Annotated in this window: 26 protein-coding genes; 14 read left to right on the forward strand and 12 right to left on the reverse strand. The window is 70.2% G+C overall.

What is annotated here, in order from left to right; all coding sequences use genetic code 11:
* Nucleotides 1-105 precede the first annotated feature (105 nt).
* Nucleotides 106-519: a MarR family winged helix-turn-helix transcriptional regulator gene (locus tag ACQP0P_RS22695; protein WP_433380472.1), complete on the forward strand. Its 414-nt coding sequence runs from the start codon at nt 106-108 to the stop codon at nt 517-519.
* Nucleotides 520-815: 296 nt separating this feature from the next.
* On the opposite strand, the gene ACQP0P_RS22700 is transcribed toward ACQP0P_RS22695, so the two are convergent.
* The 5 genes from ACQP0P_RS22700 to ACQP0P_RS22720 form a co-directional block, all read right to left on the reverse strand.
* On the reverse strand, nt 816-1,475 hold the full coding sequence (locus tag ACQP0P_RS22700; protein ID WP_433380475.1) for a response regulator: 660 nt from the start codon (nt 1,473-1,475) through the stop codon (nt 816-818).
* The gene (locus ACQP0P_RS22705) at nt 1,472-2,626 is read right to left on the reverse strand and encodes a sensor histidine kinase (protein WP_433380478.1); all 1,155 of its coding nucleotides are present in this window, start codon (nt 2,624-2,626) and stop codon (nt 1,472-1,474) included. The genes ACQP0P_RS22700 and ACQP0P_RS22705 overlap by 4 nt, the downstream gene beginning before the upstream one ends.
* Nucleotides 2,623-3,444 (reverse strand): lysostaphin resistance A-like protein, encoded by an 822-nt coding sequence (locus tag ACQP0P_RS22710; protein WP_433380481.1) that lies wholly within the window; start codon nt 3,442-3,444, stop codon nt 2,623-2,625. The genes ACQP0P_RS22705 and ACQP0P_RS22710 overlap by 4 nt, the downstream gene beginning before the upstream one ends.
* Before the next feature lie 247 nt (nt 3,445-3,691).
* Nucleotides 3,692-4,063, reverse strand: coding sequence for a nuclear transport factor 2 family protein (locus ACQP0P_RS22715; protein ID WP_433380484.1), 372 nt, complete (start codon nt 4,061-4,063; stop codon nt 3,692-3,694).
* Nucleotides 4,060-4,608, reverse strand: coding sequence for an HAD domain-containing protein (locus tag ACQP0P_RS22720; protein ID WP_433380487.1), 549 nt, complete (start codon nt 4,606-4,608; stop codon nt 4,060-4,062). Before ACQP0P_RS22720 ends, ACQP0P_RS22715 begins: the two co-directional genes overlap by 4 nt.
* A gap of 181 nt (nt 4,609-4,789) precedes the next feature.
* Between ACQP0P_RS22720 and ACQP0P_RS22725 the strand changes: the two genes are divergently transcribed.
* Together ACQP0P_RS22725 and ACQP0P_RS22730 are read left to right on the forward strand one after the other, a co-directional pair.
* Entirely contained in the window at nt 4,790-5,152 is a 363-nt protein-coding gene (locus ACQP0P_RS22725) for a hypothetical protein (protein WP_433380490.1), read from the forward strand.
* Between the two features lie 84 nt (nt 5,153-5,236).
* Nucleotides 5,237-5,425 carry a hypothetical protein gene (locus ACQP0P_RS22730; protein WP_433380493.1) on the forward strand — a complete coding sequence of 63 codons (189 nt, stop codon included), beginning with the start codon at nt 5,237-5,239 and terminating at the stop codon, nt 5,423-5,425.
* Nucleotides 5,426-5,475: 50 nt separating this feature from the next.
* On the opposite strand, the gene ACQP0P_RS22735 is transcribed toward ACQP0P_RS22730, so the two are convergent.
* Nucleotides 5,476-6,039, reverse strand: coding sequence for a transposase (locus tag ACQP0P_RS22735; RefSeq protein WP_433382017.1), 564 nt, complete (start codon nt 6,037-6,039; stop codon nt 5,476-5,478).
* Nucleotides 6,040-6,410: 371 nt separating this feature from the next.
* Nucleotides 6,411-7,085, reverse strand: coding sequence for an ISL3 family transposase (locus ACQP0P_RS22740; protein ID WP_433380496.1), 675 nt, complete (start codon nt 7,083-7,085; stop codon nt 6,411-6,413).
* 149 nt (nt 7,086-7,234) lie between these two features.
* Here ACQP0P_RS22740 and ACQP0P_RS22745 point away from each other — a divergent pair, with 149 nt between their 5' ends.
* The 6 genes from ACQP0P_RS22745 to ACQP0P_RS22770 all read left to right on the forward strand — a co-directional run bounded on the left by ACQP0P_RS22745 (nt 7,235) and on the right by ACQP0P_RS22770 (nt 15,299).
* Complete coding sequence (locus ACQP0P_RS22745; protein WP_433380499.1) at nt 7,235-7,507, forward strand: hypothetical protein; 273 nt, start codon at nt 7,235-7,237, stop codon at nt 7,505-7,507.
* Nucleotides 7,508-7,862: 355 nt separating this feature from the next.
* On the forward strand, nt 7,863-8,288 hold the full coding sequence (gene tnpA, locus ACQP0P_RS22750; protein ID WP_433380502.1) for an IS200/IS605 family transposase: 426 nt from the start codon (nt 7,863-7,865) through the stop codon (nt 8,286-8,288).
* A complete protein-coding gene (locus tag ACQP0P_RS22755; protein WP_433380505.1) occupies nt 8,281-9,465 on the forward strand; it encodes an RNA-guided endonuclease InsQ/TnpB family protein in 1,185 nt (394 codons plus the stop codon). Before tnpA ends, ACQP0P_RS22755 begins: the two co-directional genes overlap by 8 nt.
* Entirely contained in the window at nt 9,434-10,261 is an 828-nt protein-coding gene (locus ACQP0P_RS22760) for a polysaccharide lyase family 8 super-sandwich domain-containing protein (RefSeq protein ID WP_433380508.1), read from the forward strand. Before ACQP0P_RS22755 ends, ACQP0P_RS22760 begins: the two co-directional genes overlap by 32 nt.
* A 697-nt stretch (nt 10,262-10,958) precedes the next feature.
* Nucleotides 10,959-11,921, forward strand: coding sequence for a LysR family transcriptional regulator (locus ACQP0P_RS22765; RefSeq protein ID WP_433380511.1), 963 nt, complete (start codon nt 10,959-10,961; stop codon nt 11,919-11,921).
* Nucleotides 11,922-12,059: 138 nt separating this feature from the next.
* Nucleotides 12,060-15,299 carry a M28 family peptidase gene (locus ACQP0P_RS22770; RefSeq protein ID WP_433380514.1) on the forward strand — a complete coding sequence of 1,080 codons (3,240 nt, stop codon included), beginning with the start codon at nt 12,060-12,062 and terminating at the stop codon, nt 15,297-15,299.
* Between the two features lie 361 nt (nt 15,300-15,660).
* Here the strand turns inward: ACQP0P_RS22770 and ACQP0P_RS22775 are convergent, their stop codons facing one another.
* Both ACQP0P_RS22775 and ACQP0P_RS22780 read right to left on the reverse strand, forming a co-directional pair.
* Nucleotides 15,661-15,924 carry a hypothetical protein gene (locus ACQP0P_RS22775; protein WP_433380517.1) on the reverse strand — a complete coding sequence of 88 codons (264 nt, stop codon included), beginning with the start codon at nt 15,922-15,924 and terminating at the stop codon, nt 15,661-15,663.
* 19 nt (nt 15,925-15,943) lie between these two features.
* Nucleotides 15,944-17,158, reverse strand: coding sequence for a tetratricopeptide repeat protein (locus ACQP0P_RS22780; RefSeq protein WP_433380519.1), 1,215 nt, complete (start codon nt 17,156-17,158; stop codon nt 15,944-15,946).
* 33 nt (nt 17,159-17,191) lie between these two features.
* Here ACQP0P_RS22780 and ACQP0P_RS22785 point away from each other — a divergent pair, with 33 nt between their 5' ends.
* Genes ACQP0P_RS22785 through ACQP0P_RS22795 form a run of 3 tightly spaced genes read left to right on the forward strand, consistent with a single transcriptional unit; the run spans nt 17,192 to nt 19,702 of the window.
* A complete protein-coding gene (locus ACQP0P_RS22785; protein ID WP_433380522.1) occupies nt 17,192-17,359 on the forward strand; it encodes a hypothetical protein in 168 nt (55 codons plus the stop codon).
* A 13-nt stretch (nt 17,360-17,372) separates the two neighbouring features.
* Nucleotides 17,373-19,193, forward strand: a complete 1,821-nt coding sequence (locus ACQP0P_RS22790) for an ABC transporter ATP-binding protein (RefSeq protein WP_433380525.1) — start codon at nt 17,373-17,375, stop codon at nt 19,191-19,193.
* Nucleotides 19,190-19,702: a S26 family signal peptidase gene (locus ACQP0P_RS22795; RefSeq protein ID WP_433380528.1), complete on the forward strand. Its 513-nt coding sequence runs from the start codon at nt 19,190-19,192 to the stop codon at nt 19,700-19,702. Before ACQP0P_RS22790 ends, ACQP0P_RS22795 begins: the two co-directional genes overlap by 4 nt.
* A gap of 3 nt (nt 19,703-19,705) precedes the next feature.
* Here ACQP0P_RS22795 and ACQP0P_RS22800 read toward each other — a convergent pair whose 3' ends face one another.
* The 3 genes from ACQP0P_RS22800 to ACQP0P_RS22810 all read right to left on the reverse strand — a co-directional run bounded on the left by ACQP0P_RS22800 (nt 19,706) and on the right by ACQP0P_RS22810 (nt 21,994).
* On the reverse strand, nt 19,706-20,689 hold the full coding sequence (locus ACQP0P_RS22800) for a class I SAM-dependent methyltransferase (RefSeq protein ID WP_433380530.1): 984 nt from the start codon (nt 20,687-20,689) through the stop codon (nt 19,706-19,708).
* Complete coding sequence (locus tag ACQP0P_RS22805) at nt 20,686-21,114, reverse strand: VOC family protein (protein WP_433380533.1); 429 nt, start codon at nt 21,112-21,114, stop codon at nt 20,686-20,688. The genes ACQP0P_RS22800 and ACQP0P_RS22805 overlap by 4 nt, the downstream gene beginning before the upstream one ends.
* Nucleotides 21,115-21,229: 115 nt before the next feature.
* Nucleotides 21,230-21,994, reverse strand: a complete 765-nt coding sequence (locus ACQP0P_RS22810; protein ID WP_433380536.1) for an SDR family NAD(P)-dependent oxidoreductase — start codon at nt 21,992-21,994, stop codon at nt 21,230-21,232.
* A 110-nt stretch (nt 21,995-22,104) separates the two neighbouring features.
* Between ACQP0P_RS22810 and ACQP0P_RS22815 the strand changes: the two genes are divergently transcribed.
* Nucleotides 22,105-24,909: a condensation domain-containing protein gene (locus tag ACQP0P_RS22815; protein WP_433380539.1), complete on the forward strand. Its 2,805-nt coding sequence runs from the start codon at nt 22,105-22,107 to the stop codon at nt 24,907-24,909.
* Entirely contained in the window at nt 24,909-26,120 is a 1,212-nt protein-coding gene (locus ACQP0P_RS22820) for an acyltransferase family protein (RefSeq protein ID WP_433380542.1), read from the forward strand. Before ACQP0P_RS22815 ends, ACQP0P_RS22820 begins: the two co-directional genes overlap by 1 nt.
* Nucleotides 26,121-26,230 lie beyond the last annotated feature (110 nt).

Here is a 26,230-nt window from a genome sequence, read left to right on the forward strand (position 1 = left end):
GCGCGCCGGTGCTGGAGCAGGGGGAACCATTCGCCTCCGCTCGGGTCGGCTTCGGCATGGTCGGCATGGTTGGCATTGCCAACCATGCCGAACTAGCATGATGGCATGACCGCCGCCGACGATGTCGTGGACGCCCTTGTCCGGACCACCTTCGAGGTGGCAGGCGTGCTGACCCGCATCGGCGGCGAGCATGATCTGTCGCTCACCCAACTACGGGTGCTCGGCATCCTCCGCGACCGCCGCGCCCGCATTACCGAACTGGCCGCCTACCTCGGCCTGGACAAGTCCACGATGTCCGGCCTCATCGACCGCGCTCAGCGCCGGGGGCTGCTGACGCGCGGCAAGAACCCCGATGACGGCCGGGTCGTCGATGTGTACGTGACCCCGGCCGGGCTCGAACTGGCCAAGCGAGTGGAGGACGAAGTCCGACGCGCCCTGGTACCCAGGACCGGCCGTCTGGACCCGGAACAGCTCGATCAGCTCGTCAAGCTGCTCGAACTCGTCTCGACCCGCCCGTAGCGAACACCGATGCCACCGCGCTGACACATGCACCCTTCCATCTCGCCGGCTGCAGGGCGAAGTGCCGCCCGTCGCGCCGTTGATGAGCACCGTCGTGTCGGCGTCGAGTGCCATCGGGCGAGGCCGCGCCGCGTGGAAGGGCGACGGGTGATCGTGTCCGAGCTCGATCAGGAACTGCCACGCCGTCAGCCCGGCCATAGGCGTCCCGGCGACGTGCACGTGATCGATGCCGGCCGGCTTGCGTACGAGGCCGAGCGCACCGAGCTGATCCTCCATCCCGTCCCGGGCGGTGTGTCTCAGGTCACCAGGCCCCTGCGGTAGGCGTAGACCACCGCCTGCACGCGGTCACGCAGGTCGAGCTTGGTGAGGATGCGCGACACGTACGTCTTGACGGTCTCCTGGCTGATCACCAGGGTCGCGGCGATCTCGCTGTTGGACCTGCCGTCTGCGATGAGGCGCAGCACCTCCAGCTCGCGCGGGGTCAGCGTGGTCTTGTCCGGCGTGGCCTGGGCGGGGCGGATCCGGGCCGCGTACCTGCCGACGAGCTGCCGCGTCACCTCGGGTGCCAGCAGCGCGGCGCCCGCCGCGACGGTACGGATGCCGTGCAGGAGCTGCGCCGGTGGGGCGTCCTTGAGCAGGAACCCGCTTGCCCCCGCGCGCAGCGCCTCGTACACGTACTCGTCCAGGTTGAACGTCGTCACCACGAGCACCTTGATCGGACTCTCGACCCCGGCGCCGGCCAGCAGGCGGGTGGCCTCGATGCCGTCGAGCACCGGCATCCGCACGTCCATCACCACGATGTCGGGGCTCAGCCGGCGGGCCAGGTCGACCGCGGCGCGACCGTCGCCGCACTCGCTCACCACCTCCAGGTCCGGCTGCGCGTCGATGATCGTCGCGAAGCCGGTGCGGATCAGCGCCTGGTCGTCGCAGACCAGGACCCGGATCGGCATGGTCACGACGGGCTCCCCGCGGGGATGCGGGCCCGTACCACGAAGCCGCCATCCGCCTGCCGATCGGCGCTGAACTCGCCGCCCATGGCGTCCACCCGCTCGCGGAGCCCGGCCAGGCCCCGCCCGCTCCCGCCGGGAGAGGCGGTCCTGGAGCCGGGGCCGTCGGTGCTGACCTCCACGCTGATCTCCTTCTCGCCGTAGCGCACCCGGACCACGGTCGGGCTGCCGTAGGCGTATTTGAGGGCGTTCGTCAGGGCCTCCTGGACGACCCTATAGGTCACGAACTCGGCGCTGCCTGCCGATTCCGCCGGACTGCCCTTCTCGGTGAACTCCACCAGCTGCCCGGCCCGGCGGGTCTGCTCCACGAGGGTATGGAGCTCGCCGGCGGAGGGCATGCTGACGTCGGTGTCGTGATCGGCTTTGAGTAGGTCGAGCATGTGCCGCAGGTCGGTGATGGCCCGTCGGCCAGTGTCGGTGACGACGCTCAGCGTCGCGTCGAGGCGGTCGGGGGCGGTGGTCAGGTAGCGTGCGGCCTCGACCTGCACGACCATCGCCGTCACATGGTGCGTCACGACGTCGTGGAGCTCGCGGGCGATCCGGGTGCGTTCGGCGGCGCGGGTGGCCTCGGCGACGTGGCGGCGGCGTTCGGCCTCGGCGGCGCGGGTGGAGCGCAACCAGGCCCCGATGCCCCACGCGAGGGTCAAGATCAGGTAGAACACCACGTAACCTGCCACCCTCTCGGTCGCGCCGAGCCGGCCAAGCGCGAGCGCCAGCGGCACGTACGCCATGGAAAGGAGGACCACGGTGACGCGCCGGCGGCGCTCCAGATGGGCGCCTGCGCTGATGAGCGCGATGGGCATCGCGTTGCTCGCGAACACGTGGTAGGCGCGGAGCTGGTCGAGGACGAAGCCGAGCGACACCAGAGCCAGACACACGGCCGGCCATCGCCGGCGCACAGCGAGCGGAAGGCACTCCAGGGCGATCACCACGAACGCCAGCGCGTCGAAGGGGCGGGCCGGCAGGTCGCCGACCTGCGTCCCCTTGCCGTGGAGCGCCGATAGGAACGATACGACGGCCAGCAGCAGCCCGAACGGTAAGTCCCGGACCACGACGTCGCACCGCCGCCACAGGTCCGTGACCCGCCGTAGATCGATCATTGGGCGAGCGTAGCGGTCGCGCCACGCCGGAGCGGGACCACATTGCCGCGCCGGCGGGCCAGCCACATGAACACGACCGCCAGCAGCAGGCCGAACACCACCGCGTACGGGCTCGCCTCCGGCCCGAACTCGCCGCCCGTGAACACGGCGGGGCCCGACGTCACGCCGTGCAGCAGCCCCTGCGTCGCGCCGTTGCCCGAGACCTCGGTGCCGAAGATGCCGGCCGCCGCGAAGTTCCAGCCGAAGTGCACGCCGATCGGCACCCACAGGGTGCGGGTGGCGGCGTAGGCGGCGGCGAGCATGCCGCCCGCCTCGATCGCGATGGCGATCGCGCCCCACAGGTTGGCATGCGGGTTGAACAGGTGCGACAGGCCGAACAGCAGGCCGGTCAGCGCCAGCGCCAGCCACGTCCCCATGCGTTCCTCGACGATCCTGAACAGGATGCCGCGAAAGAGGAGTTCCTCCGTCACCGCGGCGGCGGTCATGAAGCCGAGCAGCCCGACCGCGCTCGTCAGCGAGCCCAGGCCGTCGATTCGGTAGCCGCCCACGAGAGCGATGTTCACGATGACGGCCGCGAACAGCGCGACACCGATCAGCGCCCCTCGTGCGATGGCGCGGGCGGCACCTTGCGCCGCCACCTCCACCGGTGCGCGGCGCTCGGACCACCGCACCACGCGGGCGTACACGAGTACGGTGAGCACGGCCGTCGCGACGCCGAGGAGCAGGGTGAGGAGCGGGCTCCCCTGCACCGCGCCCACGATCGCGCTGCCGGCGAAGGCGACCAGCGCGACGGGCACGAGCTGTTTCAACAACCGCATGACGACTCCCTTACCTGGGGGGACTCCGCGACGGGACGCCGCCGCTACGCCAGGAAACGCTAGGGATTCGGCGGTCTGGAATCGTCCCCGTGCGGTGGACATTCGCGGGTAGCTCGCACGGGGGACAGACGCACATGCGATTCGTCGTACGACGCCGCTGCGTTCGACGCCGCCGCGGATGGCGTACTCGACGGCTGCTCGTACCGCTCTGCTTCGGCGACGTGCGCGAAAGGGGCGTGCTGGGCGATCAGGCCTCTCCGGCCTTCTGCGCGAGTGCCGCCTCGCGTTCGAGTGAGATATCCCGTGGAAGCGCAGTGTCCTGGTAGAACAAACGCTTCTTGGTGATCTTGCCGTTCGCCACGTCGACCAGCTCAAGAACGGTCATCCTCCACGGGTTGCCGTGGATATCAGTGCCACTGTTCGTGGCCACCACCACCACGCGAGTGGGACCGTCGGCAATGAGCTCGTCGATGCTGATGGCTGGGATGTCCAACCCGGTCAGCTCGTGCATCCGATGCCGCGCCGGCCCGATGGCGGCTCCCCTGTGGACGCCGCTGTCGGGGTGGCCCCAGTTGAGCTCGATGTGTCGCGGGCTGCCTGACTCGTGGGCCGGTTTCAAGCCGAACCATGCGACGGCGGCGCCCCAATGGTCCTCTGCAGCCACTCGTTGAGAGCGGCGTAGTCACAGTCGGTCAGGCCCTGACGGGGATCGACACGATGGAGCAGGGCATGTCCTCGATGGTGTGCGGACACCCAGGTTCGATCGGTGTTCGTGATCTCGTCATCGACCCAAGCGAATGAGCGACCTGCTGCCCAGTCGACGAGGGCGCGGGTTTTCCAGTGCAGCCCGTTCCGCTCGTCCTGCTCGTCAGTGTCGGATGGTTCCGGCCAGATCACCACTTTCAGCTTCGGCAGGCCGATCCGTGGTGCGATGCACTCGTTCGCGTCGGCCATCCATGTCGTGGCCCAGACCAGATCGCACGGTAGTGCCGCCAGCCGGGGCCCGTGCCTGGGATTGATCCTGGCCAGAAGCGGATTCGAGCCGGTTCCCTGTGGTTCAGGACTCGTTTGATACGTCGGATACTGCTGCGGCGCCGCGCCGAAGGGAATGAGTGGTCCGTCGACATCGAGGAAGAGCAGCGGACGCTGCCCGGAACCGGTCACGGCTGCACGATAGCGGCTCGTCCTGGCGGTCTGACTCGGCGACGAGGTCCGACGAGCGGCTCCATCCGCCTCGCGAACGGAAGGGCGGGCGTCGATCGGTAATCAGTCCTTGCACTCGGCGCTGGCCGGATGGCGCCCTCTGGTGGGAAGATGTCCGGCATGACGATCATCAGAAAGGCCGATGCCGGGTAAACGGCTTGGCCGCGTCCGTGCCGAGCTTCCGCGCCGGCCCCGGATGCAGGACGACATCACGACCATTCACGGTCTGTCCTCGAAAGCACTCGCAGAGATCCGACGGATCGAGCGTCAGAAGAAGTACCTGTGGCCTGGCTCGATCGGGTCAGCGATGGTGCGCTGGAGAAGCTTCGTCCACCAGCCGAATCGACGCCTGTGGGACTACGAGAGCGATGGCTGCACGGAGTGGGCCTGTTGCGGCGACCCGTGGCAGGCCCGCGAGTACCTCGAAGCGGTGATGCTGGCGATGACCCGGCGGCGGGCACGCGAACTCCGCGGCCTCGTTGAAGCCCTGGACAGACGCTACTGATTCGAAGCGGCACCACCATCACAGCTCGGCTTCAAGACATCCGGCACTACTGCGAAAGTCGGGCATGCCGAGGTGGACGGTGGTGTGCTTCGCAGTGAGGTCGCGCATGGCCTCCAGCTTCTGCGCTGCTGCGGCCGGGATGGTCTCTATCGCGGCGACTTCACCGAGCCGGCCCCGGTCCTTGGCTTCTTGGAGCCGGTCGTGGAGGTTGGCGTGGATTTCTTCGAGCCGTGGCTGTTGAGCTGGGTCGACGCGATGTCCGTGGCCATGTAAAAGTGGCTCAGGCGCAAAGTGTGTGACGTCGTAACCCAGGGTGATCCCCGTCAGTGGCTACAGAGGATGATCTTTCGTAGGAGGTCGAGGCTGGCGCGGCCGTATCGGCTGAGTTTGAGGGCCTTCACCCTGGTCACGTTGCCCTCGACCGCACCAGAGGAGTAGGGCAGGGACAGGCCGTTGGTGACGGCGTCAAGGTCACGTTCGATGCCCCGGGCGAAGGAGCGCAGCTGGGGGATGTCGTCGGCGTCAACGGTGGCCAGCCAGGCTTTGAGATCCGTCTGTCCACTACGTTCGCTCATCATCTGGGCGAACGCGGTGACGTACCCGGCCAGGGCGCTCAGATGCGGGCTGCGAGTCAGGATGGCTTTGAGCCGGGTGTTCTCCTCATTGGTGAGGTGGTCGGGGTGGCTGGTGATCCAGCGGGTGGTCTCACGGACCGTCGGAGGCGGCGGCGGGGGATCGGGGGTGGTGACCGCGGCTCGCAGAGGCTCCAGGTAGCGGCGGGCGGTGCGGCGGCTGCCGCGATAGCCGCGCTCCCGGAGTCGGCATACAGCCGGACGGCATTGACGATCCCGTCTTCGGTGACGTGTTGCCGCAGATAGGGGACGAATTCCTCGAAGGAGCGGGTCCGGGAGCGCGGCCCGTTGATGAGGTGCTCGACACTGGCGGCGCCCGCGAACTTGCGGACGGTCTTGCGGTCCAGACCCAGCCGCTGGGAGATCGCCGAGATTGTCATGCCGTGTCCGGCCAGCTTATGAACGGCGGCGTGGCGTTCGCGGGTCCGGACCGCCGTGCGCGACTCGGGCCGTGACTCGGGCTCGATCACCGCTGGCGCGGCGAGCCCCGGCCCCGGATCGGGCTCGGGCTCTGGCAGGTCACCGCGGTGCGTTCGGACGGCGGCCTCGGTTGCTTTGCATAAGTTGTTCCACAGATGCCAGCGATCAGCCACTTCGATCGCGTTCGGTGCCCCGGTTCTGGAGCCCTAGGCGTAGGCGCCGGCCCGGTCCCGGCAGATCACCTCGATGCCGGGATGCTCGCGTAGCCAGGCGGCGAAGGTGTCGGCCTGGCGGTCGTCCAGGACGTCGATAGGCCGGCCGGTCTCCATGTCGACCAGCAAGGTGGCGTAGGAGTGCCCGCGCCGTTTCGCCCAGTCGTCGACCCCCAGCACGGTGACCTGGCCGATCTCGGGATCGGGTAGGGCTCGGATCAGCCGGATCAGTGTGTCCCTCGACACCGTGACGCCGAGCAGGCCCAGCAATCGGGAGGCGGCCCGCCCGGCCAGCGCGAGGGCGAACCGCTCCAGCATGCGCCGCAGCAGGGAGGTGTTGCGGGCATGTCGCCTGGCCAGGCCGCTGATCGGCTCGGCGAAGGTCCGTACCTGGCAGGTCGGGTTGCCGCACTTCAATCGGCGTACGGTCAGGCTGATGAGGATCTGGCGGCCACCGGTCGGCAGGTCCTGCAGCAGCCGCCGGTAATGTCCGTGCAGCCGGGTCGACGGCGCCCGGCATCCTGGACAGAGGGCGGGCGCTCCGCCGGTCCGTGCCCGGATCAGCACATAGCCGCCGCGATCGACGAGCTCTTCCACGGCCAGCTCGGTCAGGTGGGGGAAGAAGACCTGCAGGCAGGCTTCGCCTGCCGGGTGCCCGGCATGCTGCACAATGAATTCCGCGGCCGCTTGTTGACGATCACGTTCTTGGTCGAACCCGATCATCACCGAGCGGCCGCACCCATGCGCGGGCCGTTACCCGATCGCGATCAGTCCCGGACGTAACCCTCTGTCGCAATCCGTATCAGGCCGAGGAGACGGTGCGCGATCTACTGGCTCTTCGCTTCGACATCGACGACCCGGCCGTGACTGCTTGGCAGATCACGGTGGTTCCCGTCCTGGGGGAGGAACTCGCCGCAGAGGTCGCGCGGACCAGGGAGATTCGCCGGGAGGCGGACCGGTTGCGTGATGACGCGGTCAGTCGTTCACGCGAGGCCGCGCGCCGTCTGCACGAGCAGGGGCTTCCCCATCGGGATATCGGCCTGCTACTCGGAGTCTCCCACCAGGCGGTCAGTAAGCTCCTCGCTGGTTAGAACGACACTCACCAGCCAGAACCGACGGATGCCTTCCGGCGTTCGACAGGATGACGGGAAGGAAGCCAGGAGAGCGGGTTCCGGGTCACCTGGCTCGCCGGTATCCAGGCAATGGCGCCCGCTGCCCGGCTGACGTTGAGAGGGGTGGGTTGAGATCGACCGGGGCGTTCAACTGTTCTCGGTTGGAGTCCGCCCTTCCATCAGATCCTCCCGAGGGGACCGTCGCCTTTAGGCGATGGGGGAATCGGGAGGGGGAGGGCCGTCAAGGCCCGAGCCTGCCCTGGCCGGTCAGGTCTGCGCATGAAAGTTCTCCGATCGTCGCACGTTAGATGGATGGCGTCGTTATAATGATCGTGTGACTCGTCAAGTGCGGACCTCCCCCGGCGCGGCGTATGACCTCGGGTACCACGTGGTGTGGTGCCCGAAGTACCGCCGCCCTGTTCTGGGCGGGCGGGTCAAAGACCGCCTTGAGGAGTTGATCCACGCCAAGGCCGACGAGCACGGCTGGCAGATCGTGGCGCTTGAGGTGATGCCCGACCACGTGCACCTGTTCGTCAGGCCACACCCGAAGAACTCGCCGTCGTACGTGGCCAACCAGTTCAAGGGCTTCACCTCCCACCACCTGCGCGCCGAGTTTCCACACCTGCGCTCCCAGTTGCCCACGCTGTGGTCACGGTCGTACTTCGCGGCCACGGTCGGCGCGGTGTCCGCCGAGACGGTGCGGCGTTACATCGAGACGCAGTACGAGCGCACCCCCAAAAGTGGTGGTGCTCGTGCGTAGGTCGTTCAAGTTCCTGCTCCGCCCCACCAGCAAGCAGGCCGCCGCGCTGACCGCCTGCCTGGACGACCACCGCGCCCTCTACAACGCCGCGCTGGAGCACCGCCGCACCGCCTATGCCAAGGCGAAGGTGAGCATCCGCTACGGCGAGCAATCGGCCGAGCTGAAGCACATCCGCGCCGATGACGCAGACGGCCAAGGCCGGTGGTCGTTCTCCTCCCAGCAGGCCACCCTGCGCCGCCTGGACAAGGCGTTTCAGGCGTTCTTCGCCCGCGTCAAGGCCGGGCGCACACCGGGCTTCCCCCGCTTCAAGGGCAAGGGGCGGTTCGACACGGTGGAGTGGCCGAAAGACGGTGACGGCTGCCGGTGGGACTCCCAGCCCGAACACCCCAGCGCCACCTACGTCCGCCTTCAGGGCGTCGGCCACGTCCGCGTCCACCGGCACCGGCCGGTGCGCGGCACCGTCAAGACGATCAGCGTCAAGCGGGAAGTCTCCCGCTGGTACCTCGTCTTGTCGTGCGACGACGTTCCCGCCGAGCCCCTGCCCGCCACCGGCGCGGCCGTCGGGATCGACCTGGGCGTGGCCTCGCTCGTCACCACCAGCGACGGCGAGCACCTGGACAACCCGCGCCACCTGGCCGCGTCCGCCGAGCGCCTCGCCGTCGCCCAGCGGAACCTCGCCCGCAAGAAACGCGGCTCCAAGCGGCGCCGCAAGGCTGTGGCCCGCGTCGCGGCCCTGCACGGCAAGGTCCGCCGTCAACGCCTCGACGGCGCACACAAGGTCGCACTCGCGTTGGTCCGCGACTACGACGTCATCGCCTGCGAGGACCTGCGGATCACGAACATGACCCGCTCGGCGTCCGGCACGCTGGAGGCGCCTGGCACCAACGTGGTAGCCAAGTCCGGTCTCAATCGCAGCATCCTGGACGCGGGTTGGGGGGTGTTCCTGACGATCCTCCGCTCGAAGGCTGAAAGCGCCGCGAAAGAGATGATCGAGGTGAACCCCGCCAACACCTCCCGCACCTGTGCCCAATGCGGGCATTGCGCGAAGGAGAACCGCTCCACCCAAGCCGAGTTCCACTGTCAGCGGTGCGCACACGTCGCGCACGCCGACGTGAACGCGGCGACCAACATCCTCAGGGCAGGGCTTGCCCTTCGCGACGTCGCGCAAGCGGCTTAACGAGAAGCCGCTCCCTTCAGGGAGCGGAGGAGTCACGAAGCTGATCGCCGGAGGCTCCTCGCTGCGGGCCAAGAAGGCGTGGTTCCTGCTCGATGACGCGGTGATCGCCCTCGGCGCCGGCATTACCGCCTCCGACGGCCGCCGTATCGAGACCATCGTGGAGAACCGCAACACCCACGATCGGCATCCACCGCTGACCCGGGGCGACGGCTGGGTCCACCTGTCCGGTGTGGCCGGCTACGTGCTGCTCGACGGCGCCGGCGCGAAGGTGATCCGCAAGAGGCGCACCGGCCGCTGGCGGGACATCGACAAGGGTGCCACCACCGGAGGCGACACATCCTCTGCCACCAGGAACTACACGACGATCCTCATCGACCACGGCGTCGATCCCCGCAAGGCACGCTACGCCTACGCCGTACTGCCTGATGCCTCCATCGCGCAGACGGCGGCTTACCACGGGCGGATCGAGATCGTGGCCAACTCCGGAGCGGTGCAGGCCATCGCGCGCGACGGCGTGCTCGCCGCCGTCTTCTGGCGCGCGGGGGCCGTCGAGAGCGCGGATGGACCGCTCGCCGCCGACGGCCCCTGCACGCTGCTGGTCCGCCGCGACGGCAAGCGGGTACGGCTCGCGGTCTCCGACCCGTCCAGGACCAGCGACGAGGTGAAGATCACGTTGCCCTGGCCGGTGAAATCGGTCAGGGAAAGCGACCGCGGTGTGCGCAAGGCCAGGACCGCGCTCAAGGTGGAAGTGGGTGGCAGCCGCGGGCACGCCCACACCGCGGAGGTGTGCGTCTGACTCCGAGGCGCTCGAAGCCGATGGGGTACGAGATCGACGAGCGAGTCACGTACAAGATCATGACAAAGAGCACCCCGATGAGCTCGGCGGAGTACTCACATGCCGCTTGAACTGCATGAAGGTGAGCGCGCTCTCCTTCTCCATCAGGGGCCTGTGTGTACGAACCGGGTCCACGCGCCGGGCCGGGACGGATGGGCGTCCCGGCCCGGCACGGATGGCGTGATGAAGAGCCTCGGCCACCTGGTCGGCCTGAGGGTGGCCGTCTTACAGGCCGACAGGAAGGCCGACTCGCAGGGCTGATGCGGTTGAACCGGCCGCAGGTCGTGGCTGTTCTCGGTGAGGGACCAGGACCGTCCTGATGTGGTACTTCGTTGTGACTCCTCCGCTCCCTGAAGGGAGCGGAGGAGTCACCGCCTAAAGGCGACGGTCCCCTCGGGAGGATCTGATGGGGAGAGAGCGAAGACCAGGCGAAGAGCCTTGCTGACCTTGTCCAGCCCATGGCGAGAGAGGCGCCCGGCGAAGTCTCCAAGGCGGATCGGGTTGATCGCCACGGTCTGTTCGACGAGAGAGTCGCCGATCGTCGGCAGTCGCTGGGCCGGGGCCGGTCGCCGTGGCGTCTTCCTCGCGCCGACGGGCTTGCCCGTCTCCCCGAAACTTGGGCCTTACCGGAAAGGTTCTTTACTATTAAGCTCCCGGCGTGGACCTAGAGGTGCGTCACCTACGAGCAATCTGTGCGATCGCCGATTCGGGCAGCATTTCCAAAGCGGCCGTCGCACTCAAGATGTCGCAGCCCGCGCTCGCCACGCAGTTGCGACGCATCGAGCGGATGTTCGGCGGACCGCTGTTCGAGCGAGGCCGGGAGGGGGCGCGGCCCACCGATCTCGGCGCGTGGGTGCTGATCAGGGCGCGGTCGCTGCTGCCGGCATTCGACGAGTTACGGCGGGACGGCATGCGCTACGCCGACCAGCCCCCGGAGAAGATCAGAATTCGCCTGGGCTGTATGTCCAGCCATTTAGCGATAAATGTCATTGGATGCCTTAATGAATTGCTGGACGGTGCCGACATCACCGTCCGCACCGAGGAGGCGATGGACCTGCTGCCCGGACTCCTGGAGTCCGAGCGCCTGGAGCTCGCCACCCTCGGCGACTATCCGGGACACGAGCTCCTCCCGCCCCCGGGAGTGGTCTACGCGGGCGTGGCCGTCGAGCCGATCTTCGTCGGGGTGGCCGCCTCCCACCTGCTCGCCCGACAGGAGGAGATCGAGCTGCGTGACCTCGCCGGCGAGGACTGGGTCATGCACGCGCTGGTCGAGGCGGGGCACCGCGAGCACTTCTGGTCCGCCTGCGCCCAGCAGGGCTTCACCCCGAAGGTCGCCTACTCCGCCGACCTCAGCCTCGCCATCGACCTCATCTCCTCGGGCCGATGCGTCGGCATGTTCCAGGCGACCAGCAAGGGCCACCCGGGGATCACCATCCGGCCGCTGGCCGGGACTCCGCTGCGCTTCCGGCACATGATCGGGTGGACCGAGCACGGGCCGGTCGCCCGGTACGGGCCCGACCTGGTCCAGGCGGTCACCAGAACCTACTGGGCCGAGGTGCGGCGCGCCCCCGTCTACGCGTCATGGCTGAGGCGCCACGTGCCGCTCTCTAGACCTGTTTAGCCGCCTATATCGCGAAGTTATGCAATTTCGTAGGGTACTCGCCCCGCGCTCACGGTGTCAGCTTTGGTCCAGCCCAAAACGTCAGGGCTCCTTGCATCCCTCCAACCCCCCAAGGGACACCGAGAGGAGTCACCCCGAGTGAATCCCAAGGTCAAGCTGGGCGCGGTCGCCGTACTGGCCGCTGTCGCCATGACCACGACCTCAGCGGTGAGCGCCGCCGGCGCCGCCGCAGCCCCCGCGGGCATCGCCGCCCGCACCATATCCGCAGATCCGCCGGCGTTCGCGCAGCCGGATCCCGAATCCCGCAAGCGCGCGGTCTCCAGCGCCGCCGGCGCCCTCGCCGCCAGGTCCGACGCCCTGTTCAAAACGGTGGAGGACGAGTTCACGCTCACGAACACCATCGTGGGAACCCGCGGCCTGCAGTACCTGACCTACTCCCGCACCCACCGCGGGCTGCCCGTCTACGGCGGTGACGTGATCGTCACCACCGACCGGACGGGCCAGGAGGTCGGGTCCGTGGCCTCGGGCCAGCGCGCCGAGATCAAGGTGGACGTCAAGAGCAAGATCGACGCCGCCACCGCGGCGGTCACCGCCCGCGGCAAGCTGCCGACCGTGGAGAGCGTGAGCACCCCCCGGCTGGTCGTGCACGCGGCCGGCAGGCAGCCCAGGCCGGCGTGGGAGGTGGTCGTCACCGGCGCCACCAAGGAGGCTCCGAGCGTCCTGCACGTCTTCGTGGACGCCCTCGACGGGTCGGTCGTCGACTCCTACGACGACGTCCGCGCCGGCACCGGCACCGGCTTCTACAACGGCAGCCCGCTGACCATCCAGACCTCGGGTTCCGGCAGCTCGTACTCGATGACCGACACCACCAGGCCGGGTCTGCGCTGCGGTGGGCAGGGCGGCACCGCCTACACCGGGACCGACGACGCCTGGGGCAACGGCCAGGGCACCAGCCTGGAGACCGCCTGTGTCGACGCCCTGTACGGAGCCCAGAAGGAATGGGACATGCTGCGCGACTGGCTGGGCCGTAACGGGTTCAACGGCTCCGGCGGCGCCTTCCCGGCCCGCGTTGGCCTGAACGAGGTCAACGCCTACTGGAACGGGTCCTACACCAACTTCGGCCACAACCAGGCCAACAACCAGCAGGCCACCCCGATGGACGTGGTCGGCCACGAGTACGGCCACGCGATCTTCCAGTTCTCCGGCTCCGGCGGGGCGGGCAGCGGCAACGAGGCCGGTGGCCTGAACGAGTCGACCGGCGACATCTTCGGCGCGCTGACCGAGCACTTCGCCGCCAACGCCTCCGACCCGCCGGACTACCTGGTCGGCGAGGAGGTCAACCTGGTCGGCCAGGGTCCGATCCGCAACATGTACAACCCCGGCGCGCTGGGTGACCCCAACTGCTACAGCTCCTCGATCCCCAACACCGAGGTGCACGCGGCGGCCGGGCCGCAGAACCACTGGTTCTACCTGCTCGCCGAGGGCACCAACCCGCCCGGCAAGCCCGCCAGCACCGTCTGCTCCGGACCGGCCGGCCTGACCGGCATCGGCCTTCAGAAGGCCGGCCAGATCTTCATGGGCGGCCTGAACAGCAAGACCATTCCGTGGACGCACGCCAAGGCGCGCCTGACCACCGTGGCCGCGGCCAAGCAGCTCTTCCCGAACAGCTGCGTCGAGGTCAACGCGACCAAGGCCGCGTGGGCCGCGGTCAACGTCCCGGTGCAGAACGGCGAGGCGACCTGCACGGTGAACCCGCCCGGCAACGACTTCTCGGTCTCCCTCAGCCCGGCCTCGGGCAGCGTGCAGGCCGGCCAGTCCACCACCGCCACCGTGGGGACCACGGTGACCGGCGGCAGCGCCCAGTCCATCACGCTGCGGGCCTCCGGTCTGCCCTCCGGCGCGACCGCGTCCTTCAGCCCGGCCACCATCACGGCGGGCCAGACCTCGACGCTGACGCTGGCCACCTCGGGGAGCACGCCCAGCGGCACCTCCGCGGTGACGGTCACCGCCGACGGCGCCGACGTGGACCGGACGGCGGGCTACTCGCTGACCGTCACCGGCGGCAACCCGCCCGACCCGACCAGCCCGGACATCCCGGTGGCCAACGTGACGGCGCACCTGAACCAGCTGCAGTCCATCGCCTCCGGCAACGGCGGCAACCGGGCCTCGGCCACCTCTGGCTACACCGCCTCGCTGAACTACATCAAGGGCAGGCTCGACGCGGCCGGCTACAGCACGACGGTGCAGAACTTCACCTACAACGGCCAGACCCACTCCAACCTGATCGCCAACTGGCCGGCCGGCCCCACCGGTCCGACGATCATGCTGGGCAGCCACCTGGACAGCGTCGCGGCCGGTCCCGGCATCAACGACAACGGCTCGGGCTCGGCGAGCCTGCTGGAGGTCGCGCTGACGCTGGCCAACCGCAACCCCACGCTGACCAAGCACGTCCGCTTCGCCTGGTGGGGCGCCGAGGAGCTCGGCCTGCGCGGCTCGACCCACTACGTCCAGAACGGTGGCGCGACCGGGGTCGAGACCTACCTCAACTTCGACATGACCGCCTCGCCGAACCCGGGCTACTTCGTCTACGACGACAACCCGGACATCGAGAAGATCTTCAAGGACTACTACGCCACGATCAACGTCCCGACCGAGATCGAGACCGAGGGCGACGGCCGCAGCGACCACGCCCCGTTCAAGAACGCGGGCATCAAGGTGGGCGGCGTCTTCACCGGCGCCTCCAGTGTGAAGAGCTCGGCTCAGGCCGCCAAGTGGGGCGGCACCGCGGGCCAGGCCTTCGACCGCTGCTACCACTCCGCCTGCGACACCACCTCCAACATCAACACCACCGCGCTGGACCGCAACGCGGACGCCGCCGCCAACGCCCTGTGGAAGCTCGCCGTGGGGGACACTCCTCCTCCGGTCAACGACTACTCGGTCTCGGTGAGCCCGTCCTCGGCCTCGGTTCAGCCCGGCCAGTCGGCAAGCGCGACGCTCAGCACCCAGGTGACCTCCGGTAGCGCGCAGGCCGTCGCGCTGAGCGCCTCCGGCCTGCCCTCCGGCGCGACCGCGTCCTTCAGCCCGGCGAACATCAACTCCGGCCAGTCCTCCGCGGTCACGATCGCCACCTCGGCGAGCACCCCCGCGGGGACCTACACGATCAACCTCAACGCGGACGGCGCGAGCGCCGACCGCTCGGCCACCTTCAGTCTCACCGTCAGCGGCGGGCAGGGTGACACCACCTGGCAGACCTGGACCTCGTACGCGGTGGGGGCCACCGTGACCTACAACGGCGTCAGCTACCGATGCCTGCAGGGTCACACCTCACTGCCCGGCTGGGAGCCGCCGAACGTTCCCGCCCTGTGGCAACGGCTCTGAGTGGCAACGGCTCTGATCGGATGACGATCCACTGACGAGTACGGCGGGCGGTCATCGACCGTTCGCCGTACTCGTTTTCCGTGCCCATTCCAGGGCGTCGACTCGGGCTCGCGTGATGAGCCGGAAGCCGCCAAAGCGATTGGCTACTTGCGGCGTTCGCGTCAGTGACCCCGTTCTCACCGGCGACATCACCCGGCGGGTGGACTTCGCGCTGTTCATGGTGGAGGCGCTCGTCGATGACGAGCTGATCCGCGAGGCTCCGGCGATCGTCGGTCGCCGGACGCGCTCGGCACGCGCACGTCCGGTGGGCGTGATCCCGGCAGCGCGGTGGAACGCCGGTGTCCCGCGTCGTTGTCGTTTCTCAGGGCGGCGCGGTGTCGTTGAGGGCACTCGCGGCCGGTATGCCCAGCTCCCGGTAGATCCGATGGGCACTGGCCAGCAGTCTCCGCGCGTCAGGGTCACCCGCCCGTTCGGCGGCGGACGCGAGCGCGACGAGCGTACGCGCCTGCAGAGCAGGCACCTGATTGTCGGTCCAGTAGCGCAGAGAACGGTGAAGGCGGTCGGTGGCCCCCTCGGCATCACGGCTGAGCTCCACCTCGCCGAGGCTCAGCTCGGTGAGGGCCAATCCCCAGCTGTGCCCTCGCTCACGGAACAGCGCCGCCCAGCACCCGTTCGGCCTCGACCAGTCTGTGCGGCTCGTGCGCGAGTGCCTCGCCGAGCACCCGCAGGCTCTGGGCGGTGCCGATCAGATCACCGACCTGTTCGAAGAGTGTGACGGATCGTCGGGCCGCCCGCTGCGCCTCCTGGATCTTCCCCTGGGCCAGGAAAGCCCCGGATAGGCCTCGTGAACTGATGGCCTGAGCGAACCGGTCATCGCACGATCGAGCGATGAGCGACGCCGCGCGAAGGACGTCGACGGTCTCGGCGGCGTCACCGCGCTGCCGCAGCACGAACCCGAGGCTGGCGAGGGCAACGGCCTCGGCGGACCGCTGTCCGGTGAGCCGCAGTTCCCGCACGGCGGCACGTAGCTCCGTTTCGGCCTCGTCGAGCCGGCCGGTCAGCCCCAGGGTGAAACCGATGTACCGGCGGGCCAGCGCGGCCCCGGACGGATCGCCGACCCTTTCAGCCAGCATGCGCGCGGCGTGCAGCACGGCCAGACCCTCATCCATGTCGTCGAGCTCGACCAGGCAGTGACCGAGCCCTCGGAGCATCGCCGCCTCGCCGAGGCGATCGCCGACCTGTCGGCAGGCGGTCAGTGCCGTCTCCAAGATCTGCCGCAGGTCATCGTAATAGCCTCGGAAGTCGTAGAATTCGGCGCTGCAGCCGGCCAGGCCACGTGCTGTCGCGGTCAGACCGGTCTCGGCGCACGCCCGGACCAGCACCGCCACGCTCTCCCGTTCGGCTTCGAACCATTCGATGGGCCGGCGGGCGGCGACGACGGCCGCGCGCGGGTCGGCGACAACCGGAGGACCGCTCCGGTCGTCAAGGTGAAACCGGTCGTTGTGCAGGCGCTCCTGGGCCTGCCGGGCGAGGGCCAGCCAGCCGCCGGCGGTCCGGGCCAGCGTGGCGATCCACTCGGACCGGCCGATCTCGGCTTCCAGGCACTCGCGCGCGTACAGCTGGGTGACCGCGTGAAACCGGTAACGCGGCTGGCCTGCCCGATCGGGGCCGAGGTCGTCCAGCAGCCGGGCGTCGAGCAGTTCCTCCAGCGCGACAGCCCCCGCGGCCGGTTCGGCGTCCAGTAGCGCGGCCACCGGCCACTCCGGAAACGAGGGGACGTTCAACCCGCCGAGCAGCGCGAACACCCGGGCGGTGGCCGGGCTGAGGCCCCGGTAGGCGAGTTGCAGTCCGGGACGCACCGCGAGGTCGCCGTGCCGTAGTTCGTCGAGCCGGTGGCCACCGTCGTGGTGGAATCCGATCGGGGGCCGGTGCAGCAGGCGTTCGGGGTGAGTGGCTTCCCCGCGTTCGTCCTCGTCGAGGAGGGCGTGGTGGCCGCGTCCGGCTACGAGCTCGCCCCCGTCGTCGACCGCGATGCCGTGGCCCTCCCGGCCGCCGGCTGATCTCGCCGCACCGATGCCGTTCCGCGCAGCCGGGCGAGCGCTGTCACTCGCCCGGCAGGCCGCCCCGGCGCAGATCGCCGCGTATCTGGTGGTGACGCTGCTGAGCGGGCTCGCGCCGCCCTCGGTCGCCTGGCTGACCAAAGTCGTGATCGACCGGCTGGTGGCCGGGCCGCTGCGGTGGCCCGACCTGCTGGGGCCGGCCGCCGCGCTTGGGGCCGTCGGGGTGACCGCCGCGCTGATGCCGCACGCCACCCGCTACCTGCGGGCCGAGAGCGACCGGCGGGTGAGCCTGCTCGCCACCTCGCGTCTCTACACCTCGGTGGACCGCTTCGTGGGGCTGCGCCGCTTCGAGGATCCGGTCTTCCTGGACCGTCTCCAGATCGCCAGGTCCAGCGGGGTCAGCAGTCCGGGAATGGTGGTGGACGGCGGGCTGGGGGTCATCCAGGCACTGCTCACGATCATCGGCTTCGCCGGCTCCCTGCTCCTGCTCGGGCCCTGGGTGGCGGTGGCGGTCCTGCTTGCCGCCGTACCGGCTCTGCTGGCCGAGCTGGCGCTGAGCAGGCGCCGGGCGGCGATGATGGTCGAGACCGGACAGGCCGAGCGGCGGGAACTGTTCTACTCCGGCCTGCTGATCAGCCCGCAGGCCGCCAAGGAACTGCGCCTGTTCGGTGCCGGACCGTACCTGTGGCAGCGCATGGCCACGGAGATCCGCACGATCCAGGGCGCACACCGCCGGATCGACCGGCGGGAGCTGAGACTTCAGGGCGGGCTGGCGGTGCTCGGCGCCGCGGTGGCGGCCGGTCTGCTGCTGTGGGCGGTACGCGCCGCGGCCGGGGGCGCCCTGACCGTCGGTGACGTGGTGCTCGTCGTCGCCGCGGTCGGCACGGTACAGGGTGCCCTTGCCGCTCTGGTGACCGAGATCGTGTCCGTGCATCAGGCGCTGCTGCTCTTCGGTCACTACCTGACCGTTGTCGACGCCGGGCCAGATCTGCCGGTACGCGACGGGCCCCTGCCGGTGACACCCCTGCGGGGCGGGATCGAGCTGCGCGATGTGTGGTTCCGTTACGCCGACGACCAGCCGTGGGTGTTGCGCGGGGTGAACCTGACACTCCCCGCGGGGCGCTCGACCGCCGTGGTCGGGCTCAACGGAGCCGGGAAGAGCACGCTGATAAAACTGCTGTGCCGGCTCTACGATCCGACTCGTGGGCAGGTGCTCTGGGACGGCGTCGATCTGCGCGACCTCGACCCGGCGGAGCTGAGACGCCGGATCCGGGCCGTCTTTCAGGACGCGTTCCCCTATGACCTCACGGCGCGGGAGAACATCGCCATCGGCGACCTGACCGCTCTGCGAGACGACGACCGGATCGAGGGCGCGGCGGATCGCGCCGGTGTGCACGACGTCCTGGCCGCCCTCCCACACGGTTACGAGACGCTGCTGACCCGGATCTTCTTCTCCGAAGCCGACCGCGCCGACCCGGACACCGGGGTGGTCCTCTCCGGCGGGCAGTGGCAGCGGCTGTCGATAGCCCGGGGTCTCGTGCTCGACCGGCCCGATCTGCTCGTTCTTGACGAGCCGAGCTCCGCCCTGGACGCCAAGGCCGAGCATGAGGTGCACGCCCGGCTCCGGGAGCACCGGCGCGGACTGGCCAGTGTGCTGGTCTCCCACCGGCTGGGCGTCGTACGCGAAGCCGATCTGATCGTCGTGCTGTCCGGCGGGCGGATCGCCGAGCGGGGCACGCACGACGAGCTGCTGATACGCGGCGGTGCGTACGCCCGGCTCTTCGAGCTGCAGGCGGCCGGCTACCGTCCTTCGACGTCGGAGGGGGCCCGGTGAGCGCCGTTCTGATCGGTGCCGGCGCGGTGCTGGTGCTCGCGTTCGCCGTCGTGGCCGCAGCCGTCCTGCTCCGTGGGCACCTCGTCGCGCTGTCGGTCAGCGGGCTGAGCATGGCACCGGTGCCACGCCCCGGAGACCGGGTGCTGGTCCGCCGGACGCCGGGTGAGCGGCTGCGTAACGGTGACATCGTGGTGGTCGAGGAGCCGGGACCTTGCCGGCCGGGCGATCCGACCGGGGCCGGAGGCTCCCGGTGGATGGTCAAACGGGTCGCCGCGGTGCCGGGCGATCCGGAGCCGGCCTGCCTGCCCTCCTGGGCCCGGCATCCCACCGGTGTCGTTCCGCCCCGGCACATCGTGCTCCTCGGCGACAACGCCGAGGCGAGCAGAGACTCCCGGCACTTCGGCACCGTCCGAACGGATCGGGTGCTCGGCGTGATCCTGCTCCGGCTCGGCGGAAGGCCCACAGCCGGAGCCGGTTCCCGCCGGCGCGTCGACCAGGCAAGGCCCTGACCACTAGTGGTTCCTGAGCAGGATGTTGCCCGTGATCCTGGACTCGCAGAGCTGCTCGGCGCCCGGGGCGCCGGCCACGACGGTGAAGCCGGTCGGGGCCAGGCGCAGTTCCATCACCGCGGCCCGCTCGGCGGCGGGCAGGGCGGCGTAGCGGGCCAGCAGTTCCTCGTCGTCGAACAGGTCGGCGTCCGACAGGAAGACCGGGGAGACGGGGTGGCGGCGGCCCAGGTCCAGGATCTTGCCGCCGCCGTCCCAGTTGACGCCGTTCAGCGCGACCCAGCCGATCCCGTCCAGGCCCTCGAACAGGCGGGCCGCGTCGCCGAAGCGGTGGGTGCGCATCACCGGGTGCAGGTAGGCGTCGGCGTCCAGCACGTCCTGGTCGCGCGGGTCGCCGGTCGCCGAGGAGTGCGTGCCGTAGCGGCCCGCGGAGCGGCCCAGGCCCAGCCGGTGCACCACCGACAGGCCCTGCTCGCCGGTGTCACCGCCCGAGAGCAGCCGTACCAGCTCGCGGTCGATCAGCCGCTGGTGCTCGCCGAAGCTGTGGAAGAGCCACAGGTACATCAGGCCGCCGGGGGAGAGCCGCTCGGCCAGCCAGGCCAGGCCCGCGCGGGGGTCGTCGAGGCAGTGCAGCACCCCGGTCATCACGATGAGGTCGTAGGGACCCTCGAACCCGTCCCCGCCGATGGCGCCGCGTACCAGCTCCACGTTGGTCAGCCCGTTGCGCTCGCGCAACTCCCCGGCCACGTCGAGCGAGGACCGCGACAGGTCCATGCCGGTGAAGCTCGCCCGCGGATACTGCGAGGCGAGCCCGAGCAACTGGTGGCCGGTGCCGCAGCCGGCGTCCAGCACCCGTTTGCCGGCCAGGGTCTTGTCCCTGGCGACCATGCCGATGCCGAGCGCCAGGTCCAGGATCAGGTCGTCGCCGACGGTCAGGGAGGGACAGGGGTAGCGCTCGTACAGCTCCCTGACCTGCTCTACGGCGCTCACGGGGTGTCGATCTCGTCGTACGGGATCTCCTCGACCCGGCGGGCGAAGACCCAGTGGTGGCCCTCCAGGTCCTCGGCGGTGTAGTTGCGGTCGCCGTAGAAGCGGGTGCCCGGCTTGTCGCGGATCACCGCCCCGGCCTTCCGCGCGTGCTCGTGATGCCCGTCCACGTCGTCGACGAACACGTACAGGCTCTGGCGCGGCTCGCCCTGGCCCCGCGGCTCGTGCCTGCGGCCGTCACCCGTCCCGGCGAGCTGCACGACCCCCTCGCCGAACGACAGCTCGGCGTGCACGATGGAGCCGTCGTCGTTCAGCACCTTCCGCTTTTCGAATCCGAACACCTGGATGAGCCATTCGATGGCTTTTTCGGGGTCGGCATAGAAGAGGACAGGGGTGATTCTCGGCATTCCGTCGGGTGGGTTGAGCATTTCTCTCTCCCTCGATCGGTGACCTTGGAAACGTACGGAACGCTACCCCGCATCCCGCCGGCGAGACGTCCGGGCGTTCACGATTTCCACCGCGTTCACGGGTTCCACGAACCGGTCACGTGTTCGGCAGGCGCAGGCCGCCGTCCAGGCGGACGACCGTCGCGTTGAGGTAGCCCAGCTCGCACACGGCCCGGACCGCGCGGGCGAACTCCCGCGGCGTTCCCAGCCGGGGCGGGAAGACGATCTGCCGTACCAGCGGGCGCCGGAACTCAGGCGGGATCGCCCCGAACAGCGGAGTGTCGAACAGGCCGGGGGAGAGCGCGCACACCCGTACGCCGACCGAGGCCAGGTCGCGGGCGGCCGGCAGGGTCAGCGCGGCGACCGCGCCCTTGGAGGCGGCGTAGGCGGTCTGACCGGCCTGGCCGTCCTCGGCGGCGGCGGAGGAGGTGTTGACGACCACGCCCCGCTCGCCGTCCTGTAGCGGCTCGGTCGCGGCCATCGCGGCGGCGGCCAGGCGCATCACGTTGAAGGTGCCGACCAGGTTGACCGCCAGCGCCCGCTCGAAGGTCTCCAGGTCGTGCGGGCGGCCGTCGAGGCCGAGCGTGCGGGCGGCGGGCGCGATGCCCGCGCAGCTCACCGCCACCCGCAACGGCCCGGTGAGTCCCGCGGCCACCTCCACGGCGTGCTCGACCGACTCGGCGCGGGTCACGTCGGTCTCCACGAACGTGCCGCCCACCTCGCCCGCCACCGCGGCTCCCGTACGGGTGTCGGTGTCGGCCACGACCACGTGCGCGCCCGCCCCGGTGAGCTCGCGCGCGGTGGCGGCGCCCAGCCCTCCACCGGCCCCCGACACCAGTGCCGTCACCCCTCGCAGCTCCATATCCGGTTGGCCGCCTTTCCGCAATGCTGGGCGAATGTGCTTACTGATCAAGACATATCCTGACGCGAAATTCCGCATTCACGCTGCGCCCCACAGACGTGAGGTAACCAATGACGATTTCCAACGGCGCTGACAATGTGCACGACCTGATCGCCCGCCGGCGGCGCGAGCGAGATCGCATCCCGCGACGCGCGATACCCGAGGAGGGGGTACCGGTCTCCTCCACCCAGGAGCGCATCTGGTTCGGTGAGAGGTTCAATCCGGGATTCGGGTTCTACCATGTGCCCGCCACCCTGCGACTGCGCGGCCCCCTCGACGCCGGAGCCCTCGACCGGGCGCTCTGCGAGGTGATCAGGCGGCACGAGATCCTGCGCTCCACCGTCGAGGAGATCGACGGCATGCCCGTCCAGCGCGTCGGCGACGCGCCCACCGGTGTGCTGCGCTCCGTCGACCTGGCCGGCGAGCCCGATCCCGAAGACGAGGCCGCGCGGATGGCCGCCGACGACATCCTGGCCCCGTTCGACCTGCGGCACGGACCGCTGGGGCGGGCCCTGCTGCTCAGGCTGGGGCCCGACGACCACGTGCTCGTGCTGACCTTCCACCACATCGTCTTCGACGACCCGTCCTTCGGCATCGTCGGGCGCGAGATCGAGGCCCTCTACACCTCCTCGGCGCCCCTGCCCGAACTGGATCTGCAGTACACCGACTTCTCGGTCTGGCAGCGCGAGCGGCTGCGCACCGAGGAGGTGCGCGTCCGCCTGGTCGACTACTGGCGGCGGACCCTGGAGGGCGTGCCCCGGCTGCTCGACCTGCCCTCGGACCGGCCCCGCCCGCCGCAGCGGAGCCGCGCGGGCCGCTTCCACCGTTCCCGGCTGCCCGCGGACGTCGTCGGCGCGGCACGCGCGATGGCGCGCGAGGAGGGCACCACCCCGTTCACCGTCCTGCTGGCCGCCTACGGCGTGCTGCTGTCGCGCTACGCCGACCAGGCCGACATCGTCACCGCGGTACCCGCCGCCGGACGCATCCGGCCCGAGCTCGAAGAGCTCGTCGGGTGCTTCATCAACATCATCTGTCTCCGCCTCGACCTGCGCGGCGAGCCCACCTTCCGCGAGCTGCTGCGCCGGGTGCGGCATGCCTCCGTCGAGGGCCACGACCACGAGGAGATGCCCTTCGAGGAACTGGTGCGCGAGTTGCACCCGCAGCGGCCGCGGAGCCACACGCCGCTGTTCCAGGCGGGGCTCGGGGTACGCGACAACGACGGCGTCTTCCTGAACCTGCCGGGCGTGCGGGCCTCGGAGTTCGTGCCCGACGTCGAGGTCTCGCACTTCGACCTGATGGTGGACTTCAGCGTCGACGGCGACGGCATGGCGGGCCTGTGGGGTTACAACGACGACCTGTTCGCCCCCGCGACCGTCGAGGTCCTCGCCGAGCAGTTCACACTCCTGCTCACCGAGGCGTGCGCCCAGCCCGACCGTCAGGTCGGCGACCTGGCGCTGCCCGCGTCCCCGAGGTTCCCCCAGCCCCAGCCCCAGCCCCAGCCCCAGCCCGGGACCGTCGGGGCCGAGGGGCCGGCCGCCGTCCTGGCCGGGCGGGCGCGGCGCGCACCGGACTCGCCCGCCGTCACCTCCGTCGACGGCACGCTGACCTACGCCCAGCTCGACGCGCACGCCGAAGCCCTGTCGCCCGCCGTGCGCAAGGGGGCCGAACCACCGGCCGCCGACACCCCCGACCTCGCCGTGTGGTGGTACGCCCGGCTCAAGGCCGGCGGCGGCCCGCGGGCCGCGGGCTACGCGCGGGCCGCGGACCTGGCCTCGCGGATCGGCCTGGGCGCCACCGGTACCGTGCTCACCTTCGCCCCGCCCGCCGCCGGCGCGCTCGCCGACGCCATGCTGCTGGCCCTCTCCTCCGGCGCGCACCTGGTGATCGCGCCGCCCAAGGCCGCCCGTGACATCGAGCGGCTGAGGACCCTGGTCGAGGACGCCACGGTCGTGCACGCCCCACCGGCCACGTGGCGGCTGCTGCTGCGCGAGAACGCCCTGCCGGAAGGCCGTCCGTTCACCGCGCTCTGCGACGCGGCCACCACCCCGGACACCCTGGTACGGGAACTGGCCGCGCAGGTCCCCACCTGGACCCTGTACGGAGAGCGCTGGGCCGCGGCCCACCGGATCGACCCGCTCGCCGAGCCCCGCAGGGGCGTCCCGCTCGGTGTCCCGCTGGCCGGCACCCCGATCGAGGTCACCGGCCGGGCCGGGCGACCCGGCGCCACCGGCGTACCCGGCGAGATCCAGGTCGGCGGCGCCGCCACCGGGGACCGGGGCCGGATCCTGCCCGACGGCTCGCTGGAGCTGCTCGGCCGCTTCGACCGGATGTTCACCGTCGGCGGGTTCCGGGTGGACACCGACGAGGTGGCCCGCTCCCTGGCCGGCCGCCCCGGTGTGGTCGAGGCGATCGTGGACGTGTGCCACGACCGGCTCGTCGCGTACGTGGCCGGTGACGGGATCGATCCCGGGAAACTCGCCGCCCACCTGCCCGAATACCAGGTGCCCGGCTCCGTCGTCGTCCTCGACGCGCTGCCCAGGACCGCGCGGGGCGACATCGCCCGCGGGGAGTTGCCCAGCCCCGAGGCCCCGGGCGACGAGGACGGCCAGGTGCCGATCAGGGGCGGCACCGAGGAGGCCGTCGCCGGCATCTGGCGCGAACTGCTCGGCGTACGGGAGATCGGCGCCTCCGACGGCTTCCTCGACCTCGGCGGCCACTCGCTCACCCTGGCCCGCCTCAGCCTGCGCTACGAGGTGGCGTTCGGCGTCGAGGTGGAGCTGCCCGACCTGCTGCGCCACGCGACGGTCCGCGAGCAGGCGGCACTCATCGACGAGCGCCGCGCGCAGGCCGGCCTCACCGGACAGGAGAAGTCGTGATGACCTCGGTATCCGCCAAGCCCGCGCAGGCCACGAGCGAGGGACCACCCAGGACGAGGCTGGAGTCGCTGACCGGGCTGCGGTGGTTCGCCGCGTTCGGCGTGTTCTTCAGCCACGTCGCGATCCTGCTGCCGCTGCCCTACCTCAACGAGCTGTTCATTCTCGGCACCGCCGGGGTGACCTTCTTCTTCGTCCTGTCTGGATATGTCCTGACCTGGACGTTCGTTGCGAACGACACCGCGCCGAGGTTCTACTGGCGCCGCTTCGCCAGGATCTGGCCGTCGCTGCTCATCACCACCGTCGCGGCGGTCGCGCTGCTCGTCGGCGGCCGGCTCTGGCCCACCGAGGGCGGCACCTCGCTGGTCTGGTGGACGGTCGCGACGCTGCTCCTGGTGCAGGCGTGGATCCCGGCGTCGTTCCAGAGCGACACCGTGCCGCACACCGTCTCCTGGTCGCTGTCGTGCGAGGCGTTCTTCTACGCGGTCTTCCCGTTCGTGGTCCGCCCGATCGTGCGGCGCACGCTGCGCCAGATGGTGACGATCGCCGCCGTGCTCATCGCGATCAGCATCGGCACCCGGGTCTGGCTCTGGCTGGCCAATCCGCAGATCACGCCGGAGAACTGGTTCACCTCCGACCTGTACTACTTCGCCACCCACTCGCCGATCGCCCGGGTCAGCGAGTTCGTGCTGGGCATCGTGATCGCCGCCGCGGTACGCCGCGGCTGGCGCAGCCCGCTCGGGCTGCGCGCGGCGACCGCGATCACGGTCGGCTACTTCGCGCTGCTGTGGGCGTGGTCCGTCTCGGGCCTGTGGCCGACCGCGCTGGCCGAGGCCGCCAACCGGGGCAGCATCGTGGTGTTCGCGCTGCTTATCGCGGCGGCGGCGACCAACGACCTGGCCGGTCGGCGCAGCCTGCTCGGCTCCCGCCCGCTGGTGGCGCTCGGCCAGTGGTCCTACGCCTTCTATCTGGTGCACTTCCTGGTGCTCTTCCCGATCGCCAAGCACGCGTTCGGCCGGCAGTCGCTCTACGACTTCCCGCCGCCCAGTTGGGCGCACCTGCCGTACGCGGTGGCCGGGCTGGCGGTCAGCGTGCTGCTGTCGTGGGGGCTGTACCGGTTGTACGAGTACCCGATCGAGAAGCGACTGCGGGCCATGCTGCGCCGCGAACCGAAGAACACACCCCCGGCCCCGGGTGCGGAGCCCCCGATGTGAGGCCGGGCGCGCCTGCGGGGAGCCGTGCCGAGCGCACACGGCTCCCCCTGACTCCGAAGTTCCTCCCGGCCCCAGGCGAGGGCCGGGAGGATGGTAGGTAGGCCGAGCAG

The sequence above is a fragment of the Streptosporangium sp. CA-115845 genome, from assembly GCF_050943795.1.
Lineage (GTDB): Bacteria > Actinomycetota > Actinomycetes > Streptosporangiales > Streptosporangiaceae > Streptosporangium.